Origin of the sequence: Actinoplanes regularis (assembly GCF_900188005.1) — a bacterium.
Taxonomy (GTDB): domain Bacteria; phylum Actinomycetota; class Actinomycetes; order Mycobacteriales; family Micromonosporaceae; genus Actinoplanes; species Actinoplanes regularis.
The window spans coordinates 112,061-128,517 of record NZ_FZNR01000009.1 but is presented as its reverse complement, the minus strand read 5'-3'; the positions used below and the strand labels follow the sequence as shown (position 1 = coordinate 128,517).

Genomic DNA, 16,457 nt, shown 5'->3' with positions numbered 1-16,457 from the left:
TCTCGTCACTCGTCGAGGATGGCCGCGAAACGTTCCTCGGCGAGATCCAGCTGGTCGAGGATGTGCTCCTTGGCCTGCGTGCAGAGCGGGGTGTCGGGCCGCCCGATCAGCTCGCGCAGCTTCGGCACCAGCGGGCGGTACTTGGTCGCCGACCGGTGCGCCTTGTCCAGGGTGGTGTGGATGACCCCCACGCCGTTGTCGGTGAAGTCGGAGATCTTGATGACCCGGGCCCACGGATCCCGGTCCAGGCTCTCCGCGACGTGCTCCCGGTACTGCTCGTGGCGGTCGCGCCCCGGGTCGTAGGCCGGATTGGTGACCGATCGGACCAGCTCGGAGACCCGCGCGTTGAACCGGTGGGTGAGCACGGCCAGGGCCGCTTCGGTGGCTTTCTCGTACGACGTTTCCGGCTCCAGACCGGCCAGTTCCGCCGGATGGTCCTCGACCGCGTCGTGCAGCAGGGCCGCGGCCAGCACGTCGACGTCGCGCACCTGGTAGTAGCGGATGATCCGGATGGCCACCCGGAGCAGGTGGTTAAGGTACGGCTCGCGGACCCGCCGGTCGTCCGCGTGCAGCGCGGAGGCCAGCTCCAGCGCCTCGGTGAGCTGCTTCTGGTCCGCGGCCGGGAACGACTCCAGTTCCAACCCGAACCGTTGCCGCAGCCCGGCCTCGCCGTACACCTCGGTGATCGCGTGCAGTGGCATCGAGAGCAACATTCTTGGTGCCATGTGGATCAGATATACCCGAACATCCGTCGGGGTGGGGATCGCTCAGGTGCCTGATGTGGCCGGACCCACGACCGGACCGATCATCGGACCACCCGGATCGGTGACCGGCACCGCCGGTGGCCGCTCCGCGATCGGCACCTCCTGGGGCGTCTGGGGAATCTGGGAGAGCTGAGGGATCTGAGGAATCTCAGCGGTCGGCGAAGTCTGCGCGACTGGCGGCATCTCGGACATCTGAGGGACCGGAGATTCGGCGATCGGTACTCCGGCGATCGGTACTCCGGCGATCGGTGCCTCAGGGAACGGTGCCTCGGGGAACGGCGCGTCGGAGAAGGGCGCCTCGAGGATCGGTGTCGGCTGAACGAGTGGTGGCGCCCCGGCCACCGACGGGTCGAACGTCGGCGGGCGCGGTGCCGGCCGAGGCGTCGGCGACGGGCGGGTGGCACCGGCGGCCCGGCCGGACGCCATCGCACGGGCCGCGGGGGAGAGCCGGACCGCTGACCCGAACGTGCCCTGCCGCATCGTCCAGGGCTGCGGCGTCTCGGCGTGCACGCCGCGCTTCGGGGCCCCGGCCCCGTCGGTGAACTCCTCCTCGGTCATCGCCTGCAGCGCGCTCAGCGCCACTCCCACGATGGTCGCGGCGGTGATCAGGGTGATCGGCACGATCATGGTGAGCGGCCGGATCCCGTTCGAGGTGGGGACGATCGACGGATCCAGGCTCACCGACATGGCGGCCATCCCGGTGTAGTGCATGCCGCAGACCGCGATCGCCATCACCGCGGCGGCGCCGGCCACCTTCGCCAGGCCGCGCACCGAGACCGCGAACCAGAGGGCCACCGTGCAGGCCGCGATCGCGATCACGGCGGACGCGGCGACCAGCATCGGGTCGTACCGCACCACGGCCGACAGCCGCATGCCCTCCATCCCGGTGTAGTGCATGGCCAGCACCCCGCCTCCGGTGAGCACCCCGGCAGCCACCGTCTTGGCGACGCTGCGCGAGCCGTGCCCGACCACCATCAGCCCGACCCCGACGGTGACCACCGCGAAGACCAGGCTGAGCAGGGTGACCGGCAGGTCGTAGCGGACCGGGCTGTCCGGCACGTCGAAGCCGAGCATCGCGGAGAAGTGCATCAGCCAGATGCCTCCGCCACCGATCGCGAACGCCGCGATCACCAGCCACCGGTTGCGCCGGCTGCGGCTGTGCGCCTCGCGGGCCCGCCCCGTGCAGAGCAGTCCGAGGAAGGATCCGAGATACGCCAGCAGCGTTGCCGCTATCGGGTTGAAGGCTCCGTAGGTGAAGTGGTGAACATGAACAGCCACTGACTTAACACCTCGCGAAGGTCGGCGATGGTCCGCGGGGGATTGAGTCAGAAATCAGCTGTGGCCCATCGCACCCGGAGTGCGGCGGCGCACCAAAGAGAACCGGGGTCGTCTCTCGTCCGAAGACGCGAGACGACCCCGGTTCGGGTCGGGCCGGCTGGGTTGTGAGGGATGTCGATCAGGTGAAGATGCTGACGCCACCGGGCCCCACCAGCAGGCCGACGATGATCAGCACAACGCCCCAGAGAATCTGCCGCCGGAACAGCGCGAGGATGCCGGCGACCACGAGGATTACGGCGAGAATCCAGAGCAGTAGGTCCATGCCGGTCCGATACCCGGTGTCCGGAAATCGAAAACCTGACTGAGGATCACACGTTCACGAGCTCTTCGTGCTTGGTGTCCACGGTGCCGGAGAGCAGCTGGTACACGTTGTACGCCTGCTTGATCACCGGGTGCGCGACGTTGCGGACCGGCACCCCGCCGGGCGTCCGGCCCCGTTCCGAGCCGTGGTGCGCGTGCCCGTGCAGGGCCAGCGCGGTGGGCGCGTCGTCGATCGCCTGCCCGAGCTGGTAGCAGCCGAGAAACGCGTAGATCTCCAGCGGCTCGCCGGCGAGGGTGTCCGGGACCGGCGAGTAGTGGGTCAGCGCGACCAGGGCGTCGCACTGCACCGACCGGAGCGCGTCGAGCAGGGCGGTGGCGTACCGCTCGGTGGTGCCGACGAAGTCCTTCATCTCGCGCTCGCCGAAGTTGCTCGCGCAGGCGCCGGCGAAGCCGCCGCCGAAGCCCTTCGTCCCGGCGACGCCGAGCCGGTGCCCGTTCAGCTCGAGAACGGTCGCGGTGCCCTCCAGCACGATGATCCCGGCATCGGTGAGTACGTCGGTGACGTCGTCCTGCCGGTCGCTCTGGTGATCGTGGTTGCCGAGCACCGTCACGACCGGCACCGCCAGCCCGCCGAACTCGTTGGCGAAGCACTTGGCCTCGTCCACCGTGCCGTGCCGGGTCAGGTCACCGGCGATCAGCAGTGCGTCGGCCTGGTCCGGCAGTTGCTCGAGAGCCGGCCGGTACCGGCCCTCCACGTCCTTGTCCACGTGAACGTCGCCCACGGCGGCGATCCGGATCATGAAATCTCCTCCACCTCGGCCGGCGCCTGGGTCCGCGTGAGCCCGATGTCGCAGACGATCTCCAGGTCCGGGTAGTGCTCGGAGATCTGGCGGCAGATCTCGTCGCGTCGTTGCGCGCTCTCCACCTCACCGTCCAGCACCAGGACGTTCTCCCGGTGGTGCACGGTCACACCCTGCTCGGCGATCCGGTCGTCCTCCACCAGCAACCGGTGGATGTCGGCTTCGAGATCGATCTGTCTGGTCATCTCAGGCCCTTACCCTCGTCGGACGGAAACGGCACGACGTCGAGCCGGTCGAGCAGGATCAGGAACGCCTCGGCGTACGGCGACTTGGCGGTCTCCCGCCACACCCGGCCCCAGTCGATCTGCTCGCGCAACGAGCGGGCGACCGGCAGCCCCTGGGCGAAATCACAGTGGTGCTGACTGAAGCTGAGGAGCTTGTGGACCATCAGCTGGGTGGCCGACAGCACCGGCATGTAGATCGCCTCGACCGAGATCCGCTCGGTGTCGGCCAGCGTCTCGTCGGTGACGGGTGTCTCCACCGGGCGGTAGATCAGATCCGCCATCCGGCCCTCTTCGTCGAAGACCTTGACCAGCCAGTCCTCCGGCGGCTCCTCGGTCCGGAAACCGACCGCCGCCAACTCCGCGAGCGCCTTCACCTTGTCCTGCTCCCGGAGCAGGAAGTCCACGTCGTGATCACTGGAATGGCCGCCGTGGGCGTAGACGGCGAAGCTGCCACCCAGCGCGAAAGGGATTTCCGCCGTCTTCAGAGCCGCGGCGACACGTTTCATCGTGCCGGCCAGCCCTTCGTCGACGCGGTGCGGCATGGTGACCTCCTGTTTCCTGCCAGTTGAGGACGACTACCCCGAGTAGCCACACCTTGAACCCCTGACGAACATTCTGGCCCGCTTCGCCCCGCTCGCGAGGTGGAACGCGGTGTGCGAGACCCGACTACCGTGGGTTGGTATGTCTTCCCCCGTGAACCCCGCCCACGCGGCCGGTGCCCGCACGATCGCCCTGGTCGGCATCGACGGCTCCGGCAAGACCACGCAGGCGAGGCTGCTCGCCGCCGGACTGTCCGCGGCCGGGCTGCCGGCGGCGTACCGGCAGAACGCGGGAGGGCGGGCCTGGTTCGGCCGGCTGGCCGCCGGGTTCGGCCGCCGGGACGCCGAGGAACTGCTCGGCCGCCGGAGCATGCTGCTGCTCGAGTCGCTGCTGCGCTGGCTGGCGATCGCCCGGACGCTGTTGCACCGCGCGGCCCGGCGGGAGATCGCGGTGATGGATCGCTACGCGGCCTGCCAGTACGCGAGCCTTCGCGCGCACGGTGCCGGCCCGGCCGCCGAGCGCCGTGCCCGGCTCGCCTACCGGCTGTTTCCGCGCCCGGACGTGACGTTCTTCATGGCCGTCGATCCGGAGGTGGCCCAGGAGCGGATCGTCCGGCGGGGCACCGACCACGAGTCGCTGGACTACCTGGCCGCGGCCGACCGGGCGTACCGTTCGCTGCCCGAGTTCGCGGAGTTCGTGGTGATCGACGCGAACGGATCACCGGACGAGGTGCACGCCGCGATCGACGCGGCGCTGGCCCGTCCCACGGCACTGCCGGGCCGGCGGCGGCTCCGGATGCGGACCCTCCTGCTGGCCGGCGTGCCGGTGGTGGCGGGAGCCGCCGTGCTGGGCTGGCAACTGGCTGAGTCCTTCTGACGAACCGCGGTCACGCCTGGCCGTAGACGGGGATCCGGGCACCACTCGTGGGAGCGGAGGCGTCCGAGGCCAGGAAGAGGAAGGTCTCGGCGATCCGCGCCGGGGCGACCCAGCGGCTGTGGTCGGCGTCCGGCATGGACAGCCGGTTGGCCGGGGTGTCGATGACGCTCGGCAGCACGGTGTTGCACCGTACGTTCTGCTTCCGGTACTCGACCGCGACAGTCTCGGCGAACGCCAGCACCGCGGCCTTGGCCGCGACGTATCCGGCCGCGCCGGGGAACGGTGCCACCGCGGCCCGGGACGAGACGCAGACCACCGAGCCGCCGCCGGCCGCCACCAGGTGCGGCAGGGCCGCCGCCGTGGTGAGGTAGGTGGGCCGCAGGTTGGCCGTCAACATCGCCTCGAACTCCTCGACCGGGGTGTCCGCGATCAATCCGCCTCCGGCGTACCCTCCGACCAGATTGATCACGGCCTTGAGCGGGGCCGCCGGATCTCCGGCGGCTGCCGCGGCTGCCGCAGCGGCACCGGCCGGGTCGCCCAGATCGGCCGGGACGGCGACGACGCCGGACGGCAGCCGGTCGATGGAGCCGGGACGGGCCGGGGCCACCACCCGCCACCCCGCTGCCAGGAACGTCGCGATGGTCGCGGAGCCGAGCCCGCCGGTGCCGCCCGTGACGAGAGCAGTGTTGTTCATGGCAAGCATCCGAGCAGGTTGTCACACGGCCGTGGGTGTGCTTTTCGTCACTACACCGTGCTCCCGCGCGCCCGCCACGGGAATGTCACCGCATCGGGGAGCATCACCCGTGCGGGCGAGTGAACTGTAGCTTCGCGTGGCGCATTGTGGCCGATGGTCCTGTTCGGCGAGTGCGGCCGGGTGGCATGGGATCTTTTGATCTTCGCGTTTGTTTCAGGCCCGTCGGCGGCCGGTCGATGCTTCACATGAACCCGGCGGGCGAAAAACCCGTAAACCAGGGTGACGAGCATCGCGGCGCCCAGGTGATGCCCGTCGCTGTGGACGATGAGAGGCCGATGGTGTTATGAGGCGCGCGACGGGTATATCCATCTATCCACCACGCGGTCGCACAGAGATCGCACTCAGGTACCGCGCACTGGGCTCTCAGGTAAGACCCAGGCATTCGTGACACTTTCGACCCGCCAGCCGGAATCAGTCCAGGCAGTCATTTGTTGTGTAAGTGTCAGCAACCGCAATGCACGAGCTGCGGACGTTACGGGAGAGGGCTGATGGACGCAGGTAATGCCCGTAACAGGGTTAGTGACGGCAATGAGGGGACCGTGGGCAACGTGGAGAAGAGCACCGTGATGCGTACCGATCAGGTCGCCGAGGAACGCGACCTCGTCGGAGTCTACCTGCACGAGATCTCCCGGACGCCACTTTTGGATGCCGCGCGAGAGGTCGAGCTCTCCAAGTCGATCGAGGCGGGCCTCTATGCCGAGCACCTGCTCGAGCAGGGCGAGGAGCGCCGCGGCGTCAGCCGGGAGGAGCTCGAGCGGCTCGTCACCGAGGGCAGCCGGGCCAAGGACCTGTTCATCCGGGCGAACCTGCGACTGGTCGTCTCGATCGCCCGCCGCTATGTCCGCTCGGGCATGCCGATGCTCGACCTGATCCAGGAGGGCAACACCGGCCTGGTGCGCGCGGTCGAGAAGTTCGACTACGAGCGCGGTTACAAGTTCTCCACCTACGCGACGTGGTGGGTGCGCCAGGCGATCAGCCGCGCCATCGCCCAGCAGGAGCGCACCGTCCGCCTCCCGGTGCACCTGGTCGAGGACGTCAACCGGATGCGTAACGTGACCCGCCAGCTCGTCCGTGAGCTGGGCGGCGACCCGGAGCCGGAGCAGGTCGCCGCGGCCCTGGGCGTGACCGTGGAGCGGGTCAACGAGCTGACCCGCTGGGCCCAGGACACCGTGTCGCTGGACACCCCGGTCGGCGACGACGGCGACACCAACCTCGGTGACCTGGTGGCCGACAGCGACGCCCCGTCGCCCGAGGAGATCGTGCTGAGCGCACTGGAGCGCCAGCGCATCGAGGGTCTGCTCAACCACCTGGACGACCGCTCGGCCGGCATCATGCGGGCCCGGTACGGCCTGGAGGACGGGCGGGAGCACTCGCTGACCGAGGTGGCCTCGCGCTTCTCGCTCAGCCGGGAGCGGATCCGCCAGCTGGAGATCCAGGCACTCGGCCGGCTGCGTGAGCTGGCCCGGGCCGAGGGCCTGCAGGCCGCCTGACCCACCTGATCCAGAAAGAAGGCCGGTACCCCTCGAGGGGCACCGGCCTTCTTCGTACGTTCAGGTGTTACAGGACCCGGCCGTACCCGTCCGGGGTCATGATGTTGATCGTCCGGTGCAGCACATCTCGCCCGGCCGACGGCGCGTCGATGATCATGCCGTCTCCGACGTAGATCGCGACATGTCCACCACTTCGGTAGAACACGAGGTCGCCTGCCGCGAGCTGGCTCTTGTCGGTGAAGAACTTTACGTGCGGCTTGTTCTTCTGCTGTGCGGCGCTGTGCGGCAGCGAGTGACCCGCGGCAGCCCACGCGGCCATGGTCAGACCCGAGCAGTCGTACGAGCCCGGACCGGCGTCACCGAAGCCGTACGGCTTGCCGATCTGCTTGAACGCGAAGGTGACCGCGACGCCGGCGTCGCCGGAGATCTTCGGGATCGGACCGGTGTAGGACCCGGTGCTCTCTGTCGCGCTGCCGTAGAGGTCCTCGCGCATGTCGTACAGCTTCTCGAGGTCCTTCTTGTACGTCGCCTTCTGCGCGTTGAGCTCCTTGGCCTGCAGACCCTGCTTGGTCTGCTGGGTCTTGAGAGCCGCCTGCTTGTCGGCGAACGTCTGCGTGGTCTCCGTGTAGTTGTCGATCTCCAGCTGGTTCGACTGGCTGAGCTGCTCGAGGTAGCTCATCCGCTGGAGGAGATCACGCTGGTTGCTGCTGAGCAGGACCTCCGCCGGGCCGACCCGCCCTGTCATGTACGACGAGGTGGCGATCTTCGACATCCGGGTGGTGGCCTGGGCCAGCGCCTCCTTGGTCGGCTTCAGTGAAGCGTTCAGCTTCACGATGTCGGCCTGGGTCTTCTTCTGGGCGATAACAGTCTTGTTGTACGCCTCGCTGACGTCCTCGAGCTTGTTCGAAGCCGTTTCGATCTGCTTCTTCAGCTGAGCCTCGGACGGCGCCGCGTGTGCGGCGGTAGCTCCCGACGTGGTGATCGCCAACGCGGTCAGCGCGACCACCAGCGCCCGGAGCCTGGTTCGGGGGTGTGGCACTGGTCAGGGGCCTTTCTTCCGCTTCTGGCCGCCTACCGGGTTAGCTGACGGGTTCGGGCTCGGAAGAAAAGCCCTACCGCGAAGAACGCGGATTCACCCCGGGAAGATGGTTCCCCGGTTCCCGGGCGGTGTCGATCCGGGGGTGGACCGGTCACCGCACATGATTCGGCGGCGTTGGTCGGCGCCACCGGAGGGTTTGTGGCTGCGGACCGAACCAACCGCACCAACTTATCGGTGCAGAAAACAAAATCAAGTGTTTGCCGAGTGAAATTTACCAATAGTCGCGCTTGCGAACTTAATCCCGATAACGGGCTGTTATTTGTTCCGCGCTGAGCGTTATTTCGACTCGGGAAAGTGGACTAACCGTTCAGCGCCGGCTCGAGTGCGGCATTCGGCATCCAGTGCCGGGTGACTCGCCGCTCGGCCCAGAACGAGAAGAACGGGATGGTGCCGGCCAGCATCACCAGGACCATCCGGCCGAACTGCCAGCGCACCCGACGGGACAGATCGAAGGTGAGGAGCAGGTAGACCATGTAGAGGGCGCCGTGCAGCGGGCCGATCGCCGCGACCACCGTGGCGTTGTCGCCGAGGTACTTCAGCGGCATGCCGACCAGCACGAGAACGATCAGGAGCACGCCGACGATCCAGGCGATGATCCGGTAACGGGTGAGGGCGCCCTGCACGGTGGGGGATCTCCTTCTATCTGGTGATGCGGCCGGGGTAGTCGGCCGGCCGCGCACCCGGGTGCTCGGCCAGCCAGGCCAGGTAGTCGTTGTAGGCGTCGAGCTCCGGGTCGGTCACCGTGGCCGCCGGGCGCATGGCCACCCGGACCGGGCGGCCCAGGACGACCGGGGCGTCGGGATCACGGATCGGGGCGGGGGCCTCGTCGGTGGTGGGCGTGAGCTTGCGACGGTACACCTGGATCTCGCGAATCCAGATGAACACCACGAAACCGGCGAAAACCGGCCACTCGAACATGTAACCCCAGCTGAGCGAGTTGCCGCCGGTCGCCCGGCTGAACTGCCACCAGCCCAGCCCGAGACAGGCCGCCGTCAGCACCAGCGCCAGGACGTGCCGGGCGATCCATGCCGGAGTCCACAGCCCTTTCATGCTCCCGAGACTACCGGCGGGTTTGGCGGTCACCCGCATGGGCAAGCCAGCAGACGACGAATCCTTTGACCCGAGCGGAGGAGCAGGATGACGGGCGCGCGATTCACTGACGGCGCGGCGGTGGATTTCGACATCGGCGTCGACCCCGCGGGACTGGCCGACGAAGACCTCTTCCGCGAGCTCGCCAGCCTCTACCGGACACGGCTGGACACGTTGCGGTACGGCCCCGACGCGGCGCTGGAGAACCACTTCCGGCGTACCGCGGAGCTGGAGACGGAGTACATGGCGCGCTTCCCGGGGCGCGAGGTCACCCCCGACCGGCTCACCCAGGCGTTCTGACCACGAAGGGACTTCCCATGACCAGCCTGCAGACCCGGGCCGCCGAGGTGGCCCGGGCCTACGCGCCGCACGAGCACCGGCCGCTGCGCGGCTACCTGGTCGCAATGGGCGCGTTCGGCGCGCTGACGGCCGGCCTGGCGGCGGCCGTGCGGCTCGGCGGACGCCAGGTGCCGGAGCGTCCGGCCGCGGCCGATCTGCTGCTGCTCTCCGTCGCCACCCACAAGTTGAGCCGGCTGCTCGCGAAGGACTCGGTCACCAGCCCGCTGCGGGCGCCGTTCACCCGGTACGCCGAGCCGGCCGGTTCGGCCGAGATCAACGAGGAGGTACGGGACGAGGGGAGCGAGGTCCGGCACGGGATCGGCGAGCTGATCCTCTGCCCGTTCTGCCTGGCGCTCTGGGTGGCCACCGGGCTGACCGGTGGGCTCGTGCTGGCGCCCCGGCTGACCCGGCTGGTGGCGACCGTGCTGACCGCCACCGCCGTCTCGGATTTCCTGCAGATGGCGTACTCGATCGCCAAGGAGAAGGCCGAATAGCGGCTCAGGCGGCCAGGGTCTGCAGCGCCTCGGCCGCCTCGTCCTGGAGATATTCGCCCTCCGGCAGGGCGTCGATCTGGGTCAGCAGGGTCGCCGGAAGATCCTCGGCGATCGCCCTACGTTGCAGATCGCCGCTGGTCAGGCGCTCTTCGGCGCGGTACGCCTGGTCCAGGAACACGGTCAGGCGGGCGCCATCCCCAATGGGTTCGTCGGTCACGGCGGCAGGGTTACCCGGGGCGGTGCGCGGCAAACTCCCGGACGGCCGATGTTTGTAAGCCAGGTCACAATCGTTGCTGGAATCAGGGCTTGGTGCCGAAGGTTGTGAACAGACGCCGGTGTGCCCAGTGTCCCCGGGCCTCACCCATAGCCTGCACGGAATACCAGTTCGGCTGGAGCCGTGTTGAGCCACTCGCCGCGAGGCGACCTGCACACCGGCGTCTACCTCGTTCGGCCCCGGGTTCGCCCGGGGCCGACTCGTTTCCCGGACAGGTCGTTTTCCGCTATACAGGTCGAGTGGGTTTAAACGGACAACACTCCACGATCGGGGCAACGGAACGAGCTATCGCCGGATCGACGTGGCAGTATCCGTCGGGTGTCAGTACCGCAACGTCGCGTACCGGCCGCGCAGCGCGGCAGCCGAGCTCGCCGCCGTGTCACTCCGGGTGGCGTGACCATGCCCGGCCCGCCCCGCAGGCCCGTCGCCGGAGGCCGGCCCCGGCATACCAGTGCCGCGTCGCTCGGTGTGGAAGGACCGCACCCGGTCGAGCTGGCCGGGCTGTTGCACGAGGTGACGGTGCGGTTGTTGACCGCTGACACGGTGGCGCAGGCGCTCGATCGGCTCGCCGCGCTCGCGGTGGGCGCGCTGCCCGGCGCGGTTCGTTGCTCGGTCGCGCTGATCGGTGAGGGTGGGCCGGTCACCGTCGCCGCCGCCGGGTCCGCCGGAGAGGCTTCAGACCGGCTCCAGTACGCCCAGGGCGCCGGTCCCGGGCTGGAGGCGGCCCGCACCCGCACCCTGGTCACCGTGGACGATCTACGGGCCGATGAGCGGTGGCCGGAACTGACCGCGGCCGCGCGGGCGGACGGGATCGGGGCGGTCGCGGCCGTCCCGATGGATGTGCGCCGGCACGCGGTGGGGTCGTTGAGCGTCTCCCTGGCGGGGGTCGGTGGTCTCCGCCCCGACCTGCTGCTGACCACGATGGCGATCGCGGGGCAGGCCGAGGTGCTGCTCGGCGAGATGCACCGGCGGGAGGCGCTGACCGAGGGGGCGGCGGCCGACCGGGCGGTCGGTGTGATCATCGCGCAGCGGGGGTGCGGGGTGCAGGAGGCTTACCGGATCCTGCAGGACAGTGCGCAGCGGCTCGGGCTGGATCGGGTGACGGTCGCTGAGAGGCTGGTGGCGGCGGCCGCCCGTGATCGCGAGAACTCCTGAGGCGGGCTCGGGTGAATTCGGCGCCGGCAGGCAGCCACCTCGTCCGCGAGGGAGCACGCACCGGCACGCCACCGGGAGGGATTCCGGGTGCGTGCCAGTGCATCCTCGGGGCTACGCGGTGGGCTTCTCGACGTGCTGGATGACCTCGAACTCCAGGAGGCTGGAGCCGGTGGCGACGGGCTTCGCGCGCTCGCCGGCGTGGGCGGCCTTGGCGCTGCCCTGGGCCCAGTTCTGGAACGCTTCCTCGGACTCCCACCTCGTGTACACGAAGTAGCGATTGTCTCCGGCCACCGGGCGCAGCAGCTCGAAGGCGAGGAAGCCGGGCTCGTTCTCGACCGCGCCGTGCCGGGCGGCGAAGCGCTTCTCCAACTCGGGGCCGGCGCCCTCGGGAACCTCGATCGCGTTGATCTTCACAACAGCCATGCGGGTCACGCTAGTACGTGGAGCGGGGTACGGACGGCCACGCGGCCGTCCGTACCCCGGCAATTGCTCAGTGACCGGTGCCGTCTCTGCCGGCCTTGACCCCCGATTGGTTCTCGGCGTCGCCGCCGCTTTCAGCGTCACCGTCACTCTCGGCGTCGCCGTCGGTGTCGGAGGCCGGGCCGGCGGGGGCGTCGGCGCTGCCCGCCTGCGCCGCGTCGTCGGCGCGCTGCTGCTGCGCGGAGCGCATGGAGAGCGGGATCTCCGGCAGGAAGAAGACCGTGACCAGGCCGATCAGCATGATGAAGAACGCCAGCAGGTACACGACGTGCACGCTGTCCGCGAAGCCCACCTTGAAGGGGTGGGTGAGCTCGTCGGCCATCTTGTTGAGGAACGACGTGTCGCTGAGCGCTTCCTTGCCGAGACTCTGCAACTGCGCGGCCTGCTCCGGGTGAGCCTTGGTCGCGGCGAGGAACGCCGGGTCCTTGGCCGCGTCGGCGTACGCGCTGTTGATGTGCCCGGGCAGGACGTTGAAGAGCACCGAGAGGAAGACGGCGGTGCCCAGCGTGCCGCCCATCGAGCGGAAGAACGTCACCGCGCCGGTGGCCACGCCGATCTCCCGCGGGGAGACCGCGTTCTGCACCGCGGTGATCATCGGCTGCATGTTGCCGCCCAGGCCGAGGCCCATCAGCACCATGACCAGCATGGTCTGCCAGAGCGGGGTGTCCGCGCCGACCAGGGAGAAGAAGAAGAGGGCGAGGACCATCAGGATGCTGCCGATGATCGGGAAGATCCGGTAGCGCCCGGTACGGGCGATCAGCTGGCCGGAGACGATCGAGCCGGACATGATGCCGATCACGAACGGGATCATCTCCAGGCCGGCCATGGTGGCCGAGGCGCCCTTGACGATCTGCAGGTACAGCGGGACGGTCATCAGGCCGCCGAACATCGCGATGCCGAGGATGGTGCTGGCGCCGGTGCCGACCGCGATCGTGCGGTTGCCGAAGAGCCGCAGCGGCAGCAGCGCCTCCTCCTTGTACGCCCGCTCGGCGACCACGAACGCGATCAGGCCGACCGCGCCGACCACGTAGCAGAGGATGGACCGGCCGGAGTCCCAGCCCCAGGCCCGGCCCTGCTCGGCGACGGTGAGCAGCGGCACCAGGCCGACGATCAGGGCGACCGCGCCCGGCCAGTCGATCCGGTGGTTGATCCGGTGGTGCGGCAGGTGCAGCACCCGCGCCACGACCGCCATGGCGGCGATGCCGATCGGCACGTTCAGGTAGAACACCCAGCGCCAGCCGTCAATCCAGAGGATCTGGTCGGCACCGGCGAAGAAGCCGCCCAGGATCGGGCCCAGCACGCTGGCGGTGCCGAAGACGGCCAGGAAGAAGCCCTGATACTTGGCGCGCTCGCGGGGCGGGACGATGTCGCCGATGATCGCCAGCGCCAGCGACATCAGGCCACCGGCGCCGATGCCCTGGATCGCCCGGTACGCGGCGAGCTGGTACATGTCGGTGGAGAGCCCGCAGAGGAACGAGCCGACGATGAAGATGCCGATGGCGAAGAGGAAGAACGGCCGCCGGCCGTAAATGTCAGACAATTTGCCGTACAGCGGCGTCGAGATGGTCGACGTGATGAGGAACGCCGTGGTGGCCCAGGCCTGCAGGTCGAAGCCGTTGAGGTCGTCGGCGATGGTCCGGGTAGCCGTGGCCATGATCGTCTGATCGAGGGCGGCGAGGAACATGCCCATCATCAGGCCGACGAGGATCGTGAGGATCTGTCGGTGCGTGAATTCCGCGGGCGGTTTCCCGACCGCTGTGGGGTGGCTCACAGGTTCTCCCGTGGTGGTGCGTCGAGGTCGGTGCGGAGCAGCGCCTCGACGGAGGTGTTGAATTCTTCGAAGAGCTGGGCGAAGGTGTCGACCCGGTCCGTCGGCCAGTCGCTCAGGGCCCGCTCGAGCAGGGCGATCCGGGCCGCGCCCAGGCGCTCACAGGCAGCCAGCCCGGTCTCGGTGACCGCCAGCCGGGAGGCCCGCCCGTCCGCCGGGTCCGCCTCCCGTCGGGCCAGGCCGGCCTTGACCAGCTGGGCGACCTGCCGGCTGATCGTCGACGGGTCGGCCTGCTTCAGATCGGCGAGGTCGGTCACTCGCATCGGACCCATCGCACGCAACGGCAGCAGCAGCATCAGCGCGGAGAACTCGGCACCGAGGTCTCCGGTCTTGAGCATGCCTCGGAATCGCGGCCCCATCCGGATGAATCGGATGATCTCGTCGGACAGCCGCACGGTGCCCGGGTTGGGTTTCTGCTCGTCAGGCACGTGATTGCCGTCCTCATGGGCGCCGGGGGGACAATACGTGTAGCGTACAAATTGTTGCGTGATGAACGCATCTTGGGCGGTCAGCGCATCCGCCAGATCCCGGTCCGCAGCTCGCCGGTCTCCTCCAGGTGCTCCGAGACCGGCACCACGTACTCGGTGACCAGCTCGAAGAGCCGTTCCGGGAAGTACCCCCGGCCGGGATCCCCAACCAGCACGGCGGCGCCGTTCCGGCGGAACGCGCGCAACCGCGTGGTGATCTGTGGTGCGACGGCGGGGCTGTAGTAGACGTCCCCCGCCAGGACGACGTCCGGTTCGTCCAGGCGATCCGCCAGGGTCACGGCGTTGGCGGCGGCGTTGCGGTGCGCGGCGGCGACCGCGTCCGGATCGATGTCGGTGGCGGCGACCAGGGTGGCGCCGCGGCGGGCGGCGGCGATCGCGGCCACCCCGGAGCCGGTGGCCAGGTCCAGCACCCGGCGGCCGGCTACCTCGCCCGGATGGTCCAGCAGGTAGCGGGCCAGGGCCTGGCCGCCGGCCCAGACGAACGCCCAGAACGGGGGCGGCGAGTCGCTGTGGAACTCACCGCCGGTCAGATCGAAGAGGCCCAGCGGAGCGTCGACGAGATGAAGCGAGATCTCCGGGGCCAGCGGTACGGGCTGCAGGGCGGTCGGGGCGTTGAGCACGCGGCGATTCTCCGCCCGCACCCCCGGCCTTCGCCTGTTTCCTCAGATTTGAGCGGACTCGACTTCAAGAAGGCGGAGCTTGTCGCGGTACTTGGCGCGCAGCTCGGCGGCCCAGGGGGCGTCCTCGTCCTCCAGCAGCGGGCGGGAGGCCAGGAAGGCGGCCGCGGTCAGCGGGCGGGCGGCACTCTCCGGTGAGCGGCCCTCGGCGGCCTGGATCAACTGGTCGAAGGTGGCGACGTCGACCCGGACGCGCTCGGTGTCCAGGCGGTAACTCCCGCGACGGCCGACGACCACCGACTCGCGGCCCGACACCCCCGGCTCCAGCCGGTCGCGCAGCACCTTGAGGTCGTCCTTGACGGTCGCCGGCGGGGCGCCGATCAGGTCGGACAGCTCCACAAGTGACTGCTCGCCGTGCAGCGCCAGGAGGGCGAGCAGCCGGCGCGGGCGGTCACCGCCGAAGTCGTCGCCCGCGAGGCGGATGCCACGGGTACGAACCTCGATACTGCCGAAGAGCTGGATGTCGTACATGATGCAGAATCGTGTCCGTTGTCGATGCGCGCCAGCAAGCCCCAATGCGGGGGGTGCCCTCGGCCGAAAAGACTGGTGATCGGGACCGCTCGGTGGCAACCTTGCGTCGCCGTGGCACAACGGCCGCCTGTTGGTAGGGCGGCAGGGTGGTGGGTAGTCCTTAGACTGCGCGGGGCCCCGGGGGCTAACCGCTGGACAGAGGATGGTGCACGAATGGGGAACGACGGGACGATCCGAGTGCTCGTCGTCGACGGTCACCAGACCTTTGCTGAGCTGCTCGGACACGCCTTGGCGGGGCAGCCCGACCTACGCTGGGTCGGCCACGCGCGGACCGGTGCGGAGGCGTTGCGGCTCGCATCCGAGCTGTCACCCGACGTCATCCTGCTCGATCCGGAACTGTCCGATGCCGACGGCATCGCGATCGCTCAGCTGATCCGGGTCCGCCAGCCGGACGTTCGTGTGGTGATCCTCACGGCGCGCGAGGACCCGGCTCTGATCAGCCGGGCCACCGCCTTCGGCGCCGGCGGATTCATCTCCAAGAACGGTGCGCTGGCCGACGTGCTGAACGCGCTGCGGACCGCGCACGGCGGCGGGATGACGGTCTCCACCGACATCATGGCCCGGCTGCTGCGCAGCACCAGCCCGGCGACGGTGACCCGGACCGGTAGCGGGCTGACCGCCCGTGAGGACGAGGTGTTGCAGCTGATGGCGGCCGGTTTGGACGCTCGTGCGGTGGCCCGGCGGCTGGGCATCAGCGTGCACACCTGCCGGGGCTACCAGAAATCGGTTCTGGCCAAGCTCGGGGCGCACAGTCAGCTCGAGGCGGTTGCCATCGCGACCCGGCGGGGGCTGGTCCGGCCTGACCGGCGGTAATTTCCTGTGACTCTTCGATCAGGCTCATCCGCAGAGGGCTGCGATCCGTATTCTCTTGCGGGCGCCACGTGACGGCGCTGCGT

General features: G+C 69.2%; 22 protein-coding genes and 1 riboswitch. Of the genes, 6 read left to right on the top strand and 16 right to left on the bottom strand.

Annotated features, from left to right (window positions below; genetic code table 11):
* Nucleotides 1-5 precede the first annotated feature (5 nt).
* The 6 genes from CHC09_RS23785 to CHC09_RS23765 all read right to left on the bottom strand — a co-directional run bounded on the left by CHC09_RS23785 (nt 6) and on the right by CHC09_RS23765 (nt 3,989).
* Nucleotides 6-701 (bottom strand): HD domain-containing protein, encoded by a 696-nt coding sequence (locus CHC09_RS23785; RefSeq protein ID WP_239138473.1) that lies wholly within the window; start codon nt 699-701, stop codon nt 6-8.
* 66 nt (nt 702-767) lie between these two features.
* A complete protein-coding gene (locus CHC09_RS23780; protein WP_239138472.1) occupies nt 768-2,042 on the bottom strand; it encodes an MHYT domain-containing protein in 1,275 nt (424 codons plus the stop codon).
* 178 nt (nt 2,043-2,220) lie between these two features.
* Nucleotides 2,221-2,364 carry a GPGG-motif small membrane protein gene (locus tag CHC09_RS45365; RefSeq protein WP_014688232.1) on the bottom strand — a complete coding sequence of 48 codons (144 nt, stop codon included), beginning with the start codon at nt 2,362-2,364 and terminating at the stop codon, nt 2,221-2,223.
* A gap of 46 nt (nt 2,365-2,410) precedes the next feature.
* Nucleotides 2,411-3,163: a metallophosphoesterase family protein gene (locus CHC09_RS23775; protein ID WP_089295390.1), complete on the bottom strand. Its 753-nt coding sequence runs from the start codon at nt 3,161-3,163 to the stop codon at nt 2,411-2,413.
* Nucleotides 3,160-3,408, bottom strand: coding sequence for a hypothetical protein (locus tag CHC09_RS23770; protein ID WP_089295389.1), 249 nt, complete (start codon nt 3,406-3,408; stop codon nt 3,160-3,162). The genes CHC09_RS23775 and CHC09_RS23770 overlap by 4 nt, the downstream gene beginning before the upstream one ends.
* The gene (locus CHC09_RS23765; protein ID WP_089295388.1) at nt 3,405-3,989 is read right to left on the bottom strand and encodes a nucleotidyltransferase family protein; all 585 of its coding nucleotides are present in this window, start codon (nt 3,987-3,989) and stop codon (nt 3,405-3,407) included. The genes CHC09_RS23770 and CHC09_RS23765 overlap by 4 nt, the downstream gene beginning before the upstream one ends.
* A 139-nt stretch (nt 3,990-4,128) precedes the next feature.
* Here CHC09_RS23765 and CHC09_RS23760 point away from each other — a divergent pair, with 139 nt between their 5' ends.
* Entirely contained in the window at nt 4,129-4,863 is a 735-nt protein-coding gene (locus tag CHC09_RS23760) for a dTMP kinase (RefSeq protein WP_089295387.1), read from the top strand.
* A 10-nt stretch (nt 4,864-4,873) separates the two neighbouring features.
* On the opposite strand, the gene CHC09_RS23755 is transcribed toward CHC09_RS23760, so the two are convergent.
* Nucleotides 4,874-5,557 carry an SDR family NAD(P)-dependent oxidoreductase gene (locus CHC09_RS23755; protein WP_089295386.1) on the bottom strand — a complete coding sequence of 228 codons (684 nt, stop codon included), beginning with the start codon at nt 5,555-5,557 and terminating at the stop codon, nt 4,874-4,876.
* A 548-nt stretch (nt 5,558-6,105) separates the two neighbouring features.
* Here CHC09_RS23755 and CHC09_RS23750 point away from each other — a divergent pair.
* Nucleotides 6,106-7,107, top strand: a complete 1,002-nt coding sequence (locus CHC09_RS23750) for a sigma-70 family RNA polymerase sigma factor (RefSeq protein ID WP_089295385.1) — start codon at nt 6,106-6,108, stop codon at nt 7,105-7,107.
* A 67-nt stretch (nt 7,108-7,174) separates the two neighbouring features.
* On the opposite strand, the gene CHC09_RS23745 is transcribed toward CHC09_RS23750, so the two are convergent.
* From CHC09_RS23745 to CHC09_RS23735, 3 genes are all read right to left on the bottom strand, one after another.
* Nucleotides 7,175-8,146, bottom strand: coding sequence for a C40 family peptidase (locus CHC09_RS23745; RefSeq protein ID WP_239138471.1), 972 nt, complete (start codon nt 8,144-8,146; stop codon nt 7,175-7,177).
* Nucleotides 8,147-8,160: 14 nt separating this feature from the next.
* A riboswitch (cyclic di-AMP (ydaO/yuaA leader) is annotated at nt 8,161-8,298 on the bottom strand.
* Nucleotides 8,299-8,505: 207 nt separating this feature from the next.
* Nucleotides 8,506-8,829: a DUF3817 domain-containing protein gene (locus tag CHC09_RS23740; RefSeq protein WP_089295383.1), complete on the bottom strand. Its 324-nt coding sequence runs from the start codon at nt 8,827-8,829 to the stop codon at nt 8,506-8,508.
* Between the two features lie 16 nt (nt 8,830-8,845).
* Nucleotides 8,846-9,256 (bottom strand): hypothetical protein, encoded by a 411-nt coding sequence (locus CHC09_RS23735; protein WP_089295554.1) that lies wholly within the window; start codon nt 9,254-9,256, stop codon nt 8,846-8,848.
* A gap of 87 nt (nt 9,257-9,343) precedes the next feature.
* Here CHC09_RS23735 and CHC09_RS23730 point away from each other — a divergent pair, with 87 nt between their 5' ends.
* Nucleotides 9,344-9,595 (top strand): DUF6158 family protein, encoded by a 252-nt coding sequence (locus tag CHC09_RS23730; protein WP_089295382.1) that lies wholly within the window; start codon nt 9,344-9,346, stop codon nt 9,593-9,595.
* Nucleotides 9,596-9,612: 17 nt separating this feature from the next.
* The gene (locus CHC09_RS23725) at nt 9,613-10,128 is read left to right on the top strand and encodes a DUF1360 domain-containing protein (protein WP_089295381.1); all 516 of its coding nucleotides are present in this window, start codon (nt 9,613-9,615) and stop codon (nt 10,126-10,128) included.
* A gap of 4 nt (nt 10,129-10,132) precedes the next feature.
* On the opposite strand, the gene CHC09_RS23720 is transcribed toward CHC09_RS23725, so the two are convergent.
* Nucleotides 10,133-10,345 (bottom strand): hypothetical protein, encoded by a 213-nt coding sequence (locus CHC09_RS23720; RefSeq protein WP_239138470.1) that lies wholly within the window; start codon nt 10,343-10,345, stop codon nt 10,133-10,135.
* 456 nt (nt 10,346-10,801) lie between these two features.
* Between CHC09_RS23720 and CHC09_RS23715 the strand changes: the two genes are divergently transcribed.
* The gene (locus tag CHC09_RS23715; protein ID WP_179277262.1) at nt 10,802-11,557 is read left to right on the top strand and encodes an ANTAR domain-containing protein; all 756 of its coding nucleotides are present in this window, start codon (nt 10,802-10,804) and stop codon (nt 11,555-11,557) included.
* 111 nt (nt 11,558-11,668) lie between these two features.
* On the opposite strand, the gene CHC09_RS23710 is transcribed toward CHC09_RS23715, so the two are convergent.
* The 5 genes from CHC09_RS23710 to CHC09_RS23690 all read right to left on the bottom strand — a co-directional run bounded on the left by CHC09_RS23710 (nt 11,669) and on the right by CHC09_RS23690 (nt 15,501).
* Complete coding sequence (locus CHC09_RS23710; RefSeq protein WP_089295379.1) at nt 11,669-11,980, bottom strand: antibiotic biosynthesis monooxygenase family protein; 312 nt, start codon at nt 11,978-11,980, stop codon at nt 11,669-11,671.
* Nucleotides 11,981-12,047: 67 nt separating this feature from the next.
* Complete coding sequence (locus tag CHC09_RS23705; RefSeq protein ID WP_089295378.1) at nt 12,048-13,808, bottom strand: MDR family MFS transporter; 1,761 nt, start codon at nt 13,806-13,808, stop codon at nt 12,048-12,050.
* Nucleotides 13,805-14,293 carry a MarR family winged helix-turn-helix transcriptional regulator gene (locus tag CHC09_RS23700; RefSeq protein WP_089295377.1) on the bottom strand — a complete coding sequence of 163 codons (489 nt, stop codon included), beginning with the start codon at nt 14,291-14,293 and terminating at the stop codon, nt 13,805-13,807. The genes CHC09_RS23705 and CHC09_RS23700 overlap by 4 nt, the downstream gene beginning before the upstream one ends.
* A gap of 80 nt (nt 14,294-14,373) precedes the next feature.
* On the bottom strand, nt 14,374-14,973 hold the full coding sequence (locus tag CHC09_RS23695; RefSeq protein WP_089295552.1) for a class I SAM-dependent methyltransferase: 600 nt from the start codon (nt 14,971-14,973) through the stop codon (nt 14,374-14,376).
* A 42-nt stretch (nt 14,974-15,015) separates the two neighbouring features.
* Complete coding sequence (locus CHC09_RS23690) at nt 15,016-15,501, bottom strand: AfsR/SARP family transcriptional regulator (RefSeq protein WP_089295376.1); 486 nt, start codon at nt 15,499-15,501, stop codon at nt 15,016-15,018.
* Nucleotides 15,502-15,714: 213 nt separating this feature from the next.
* Between CHC09_RS23690 and CHC09_RS23685 the strand changes: the two genes are divergently transcribed.
* Complete coding sequence (locus CHC09_RS23685; protein ID WP_089295375.1) at nt 15,715-16,374, top strand: response regulator; 660 nt, start codon at nt 15,715-15,717, stop codon at nt 16,372-16,374.
* Nucleotides 16,375-16,457: the final 83 nt, after the last annotated feature.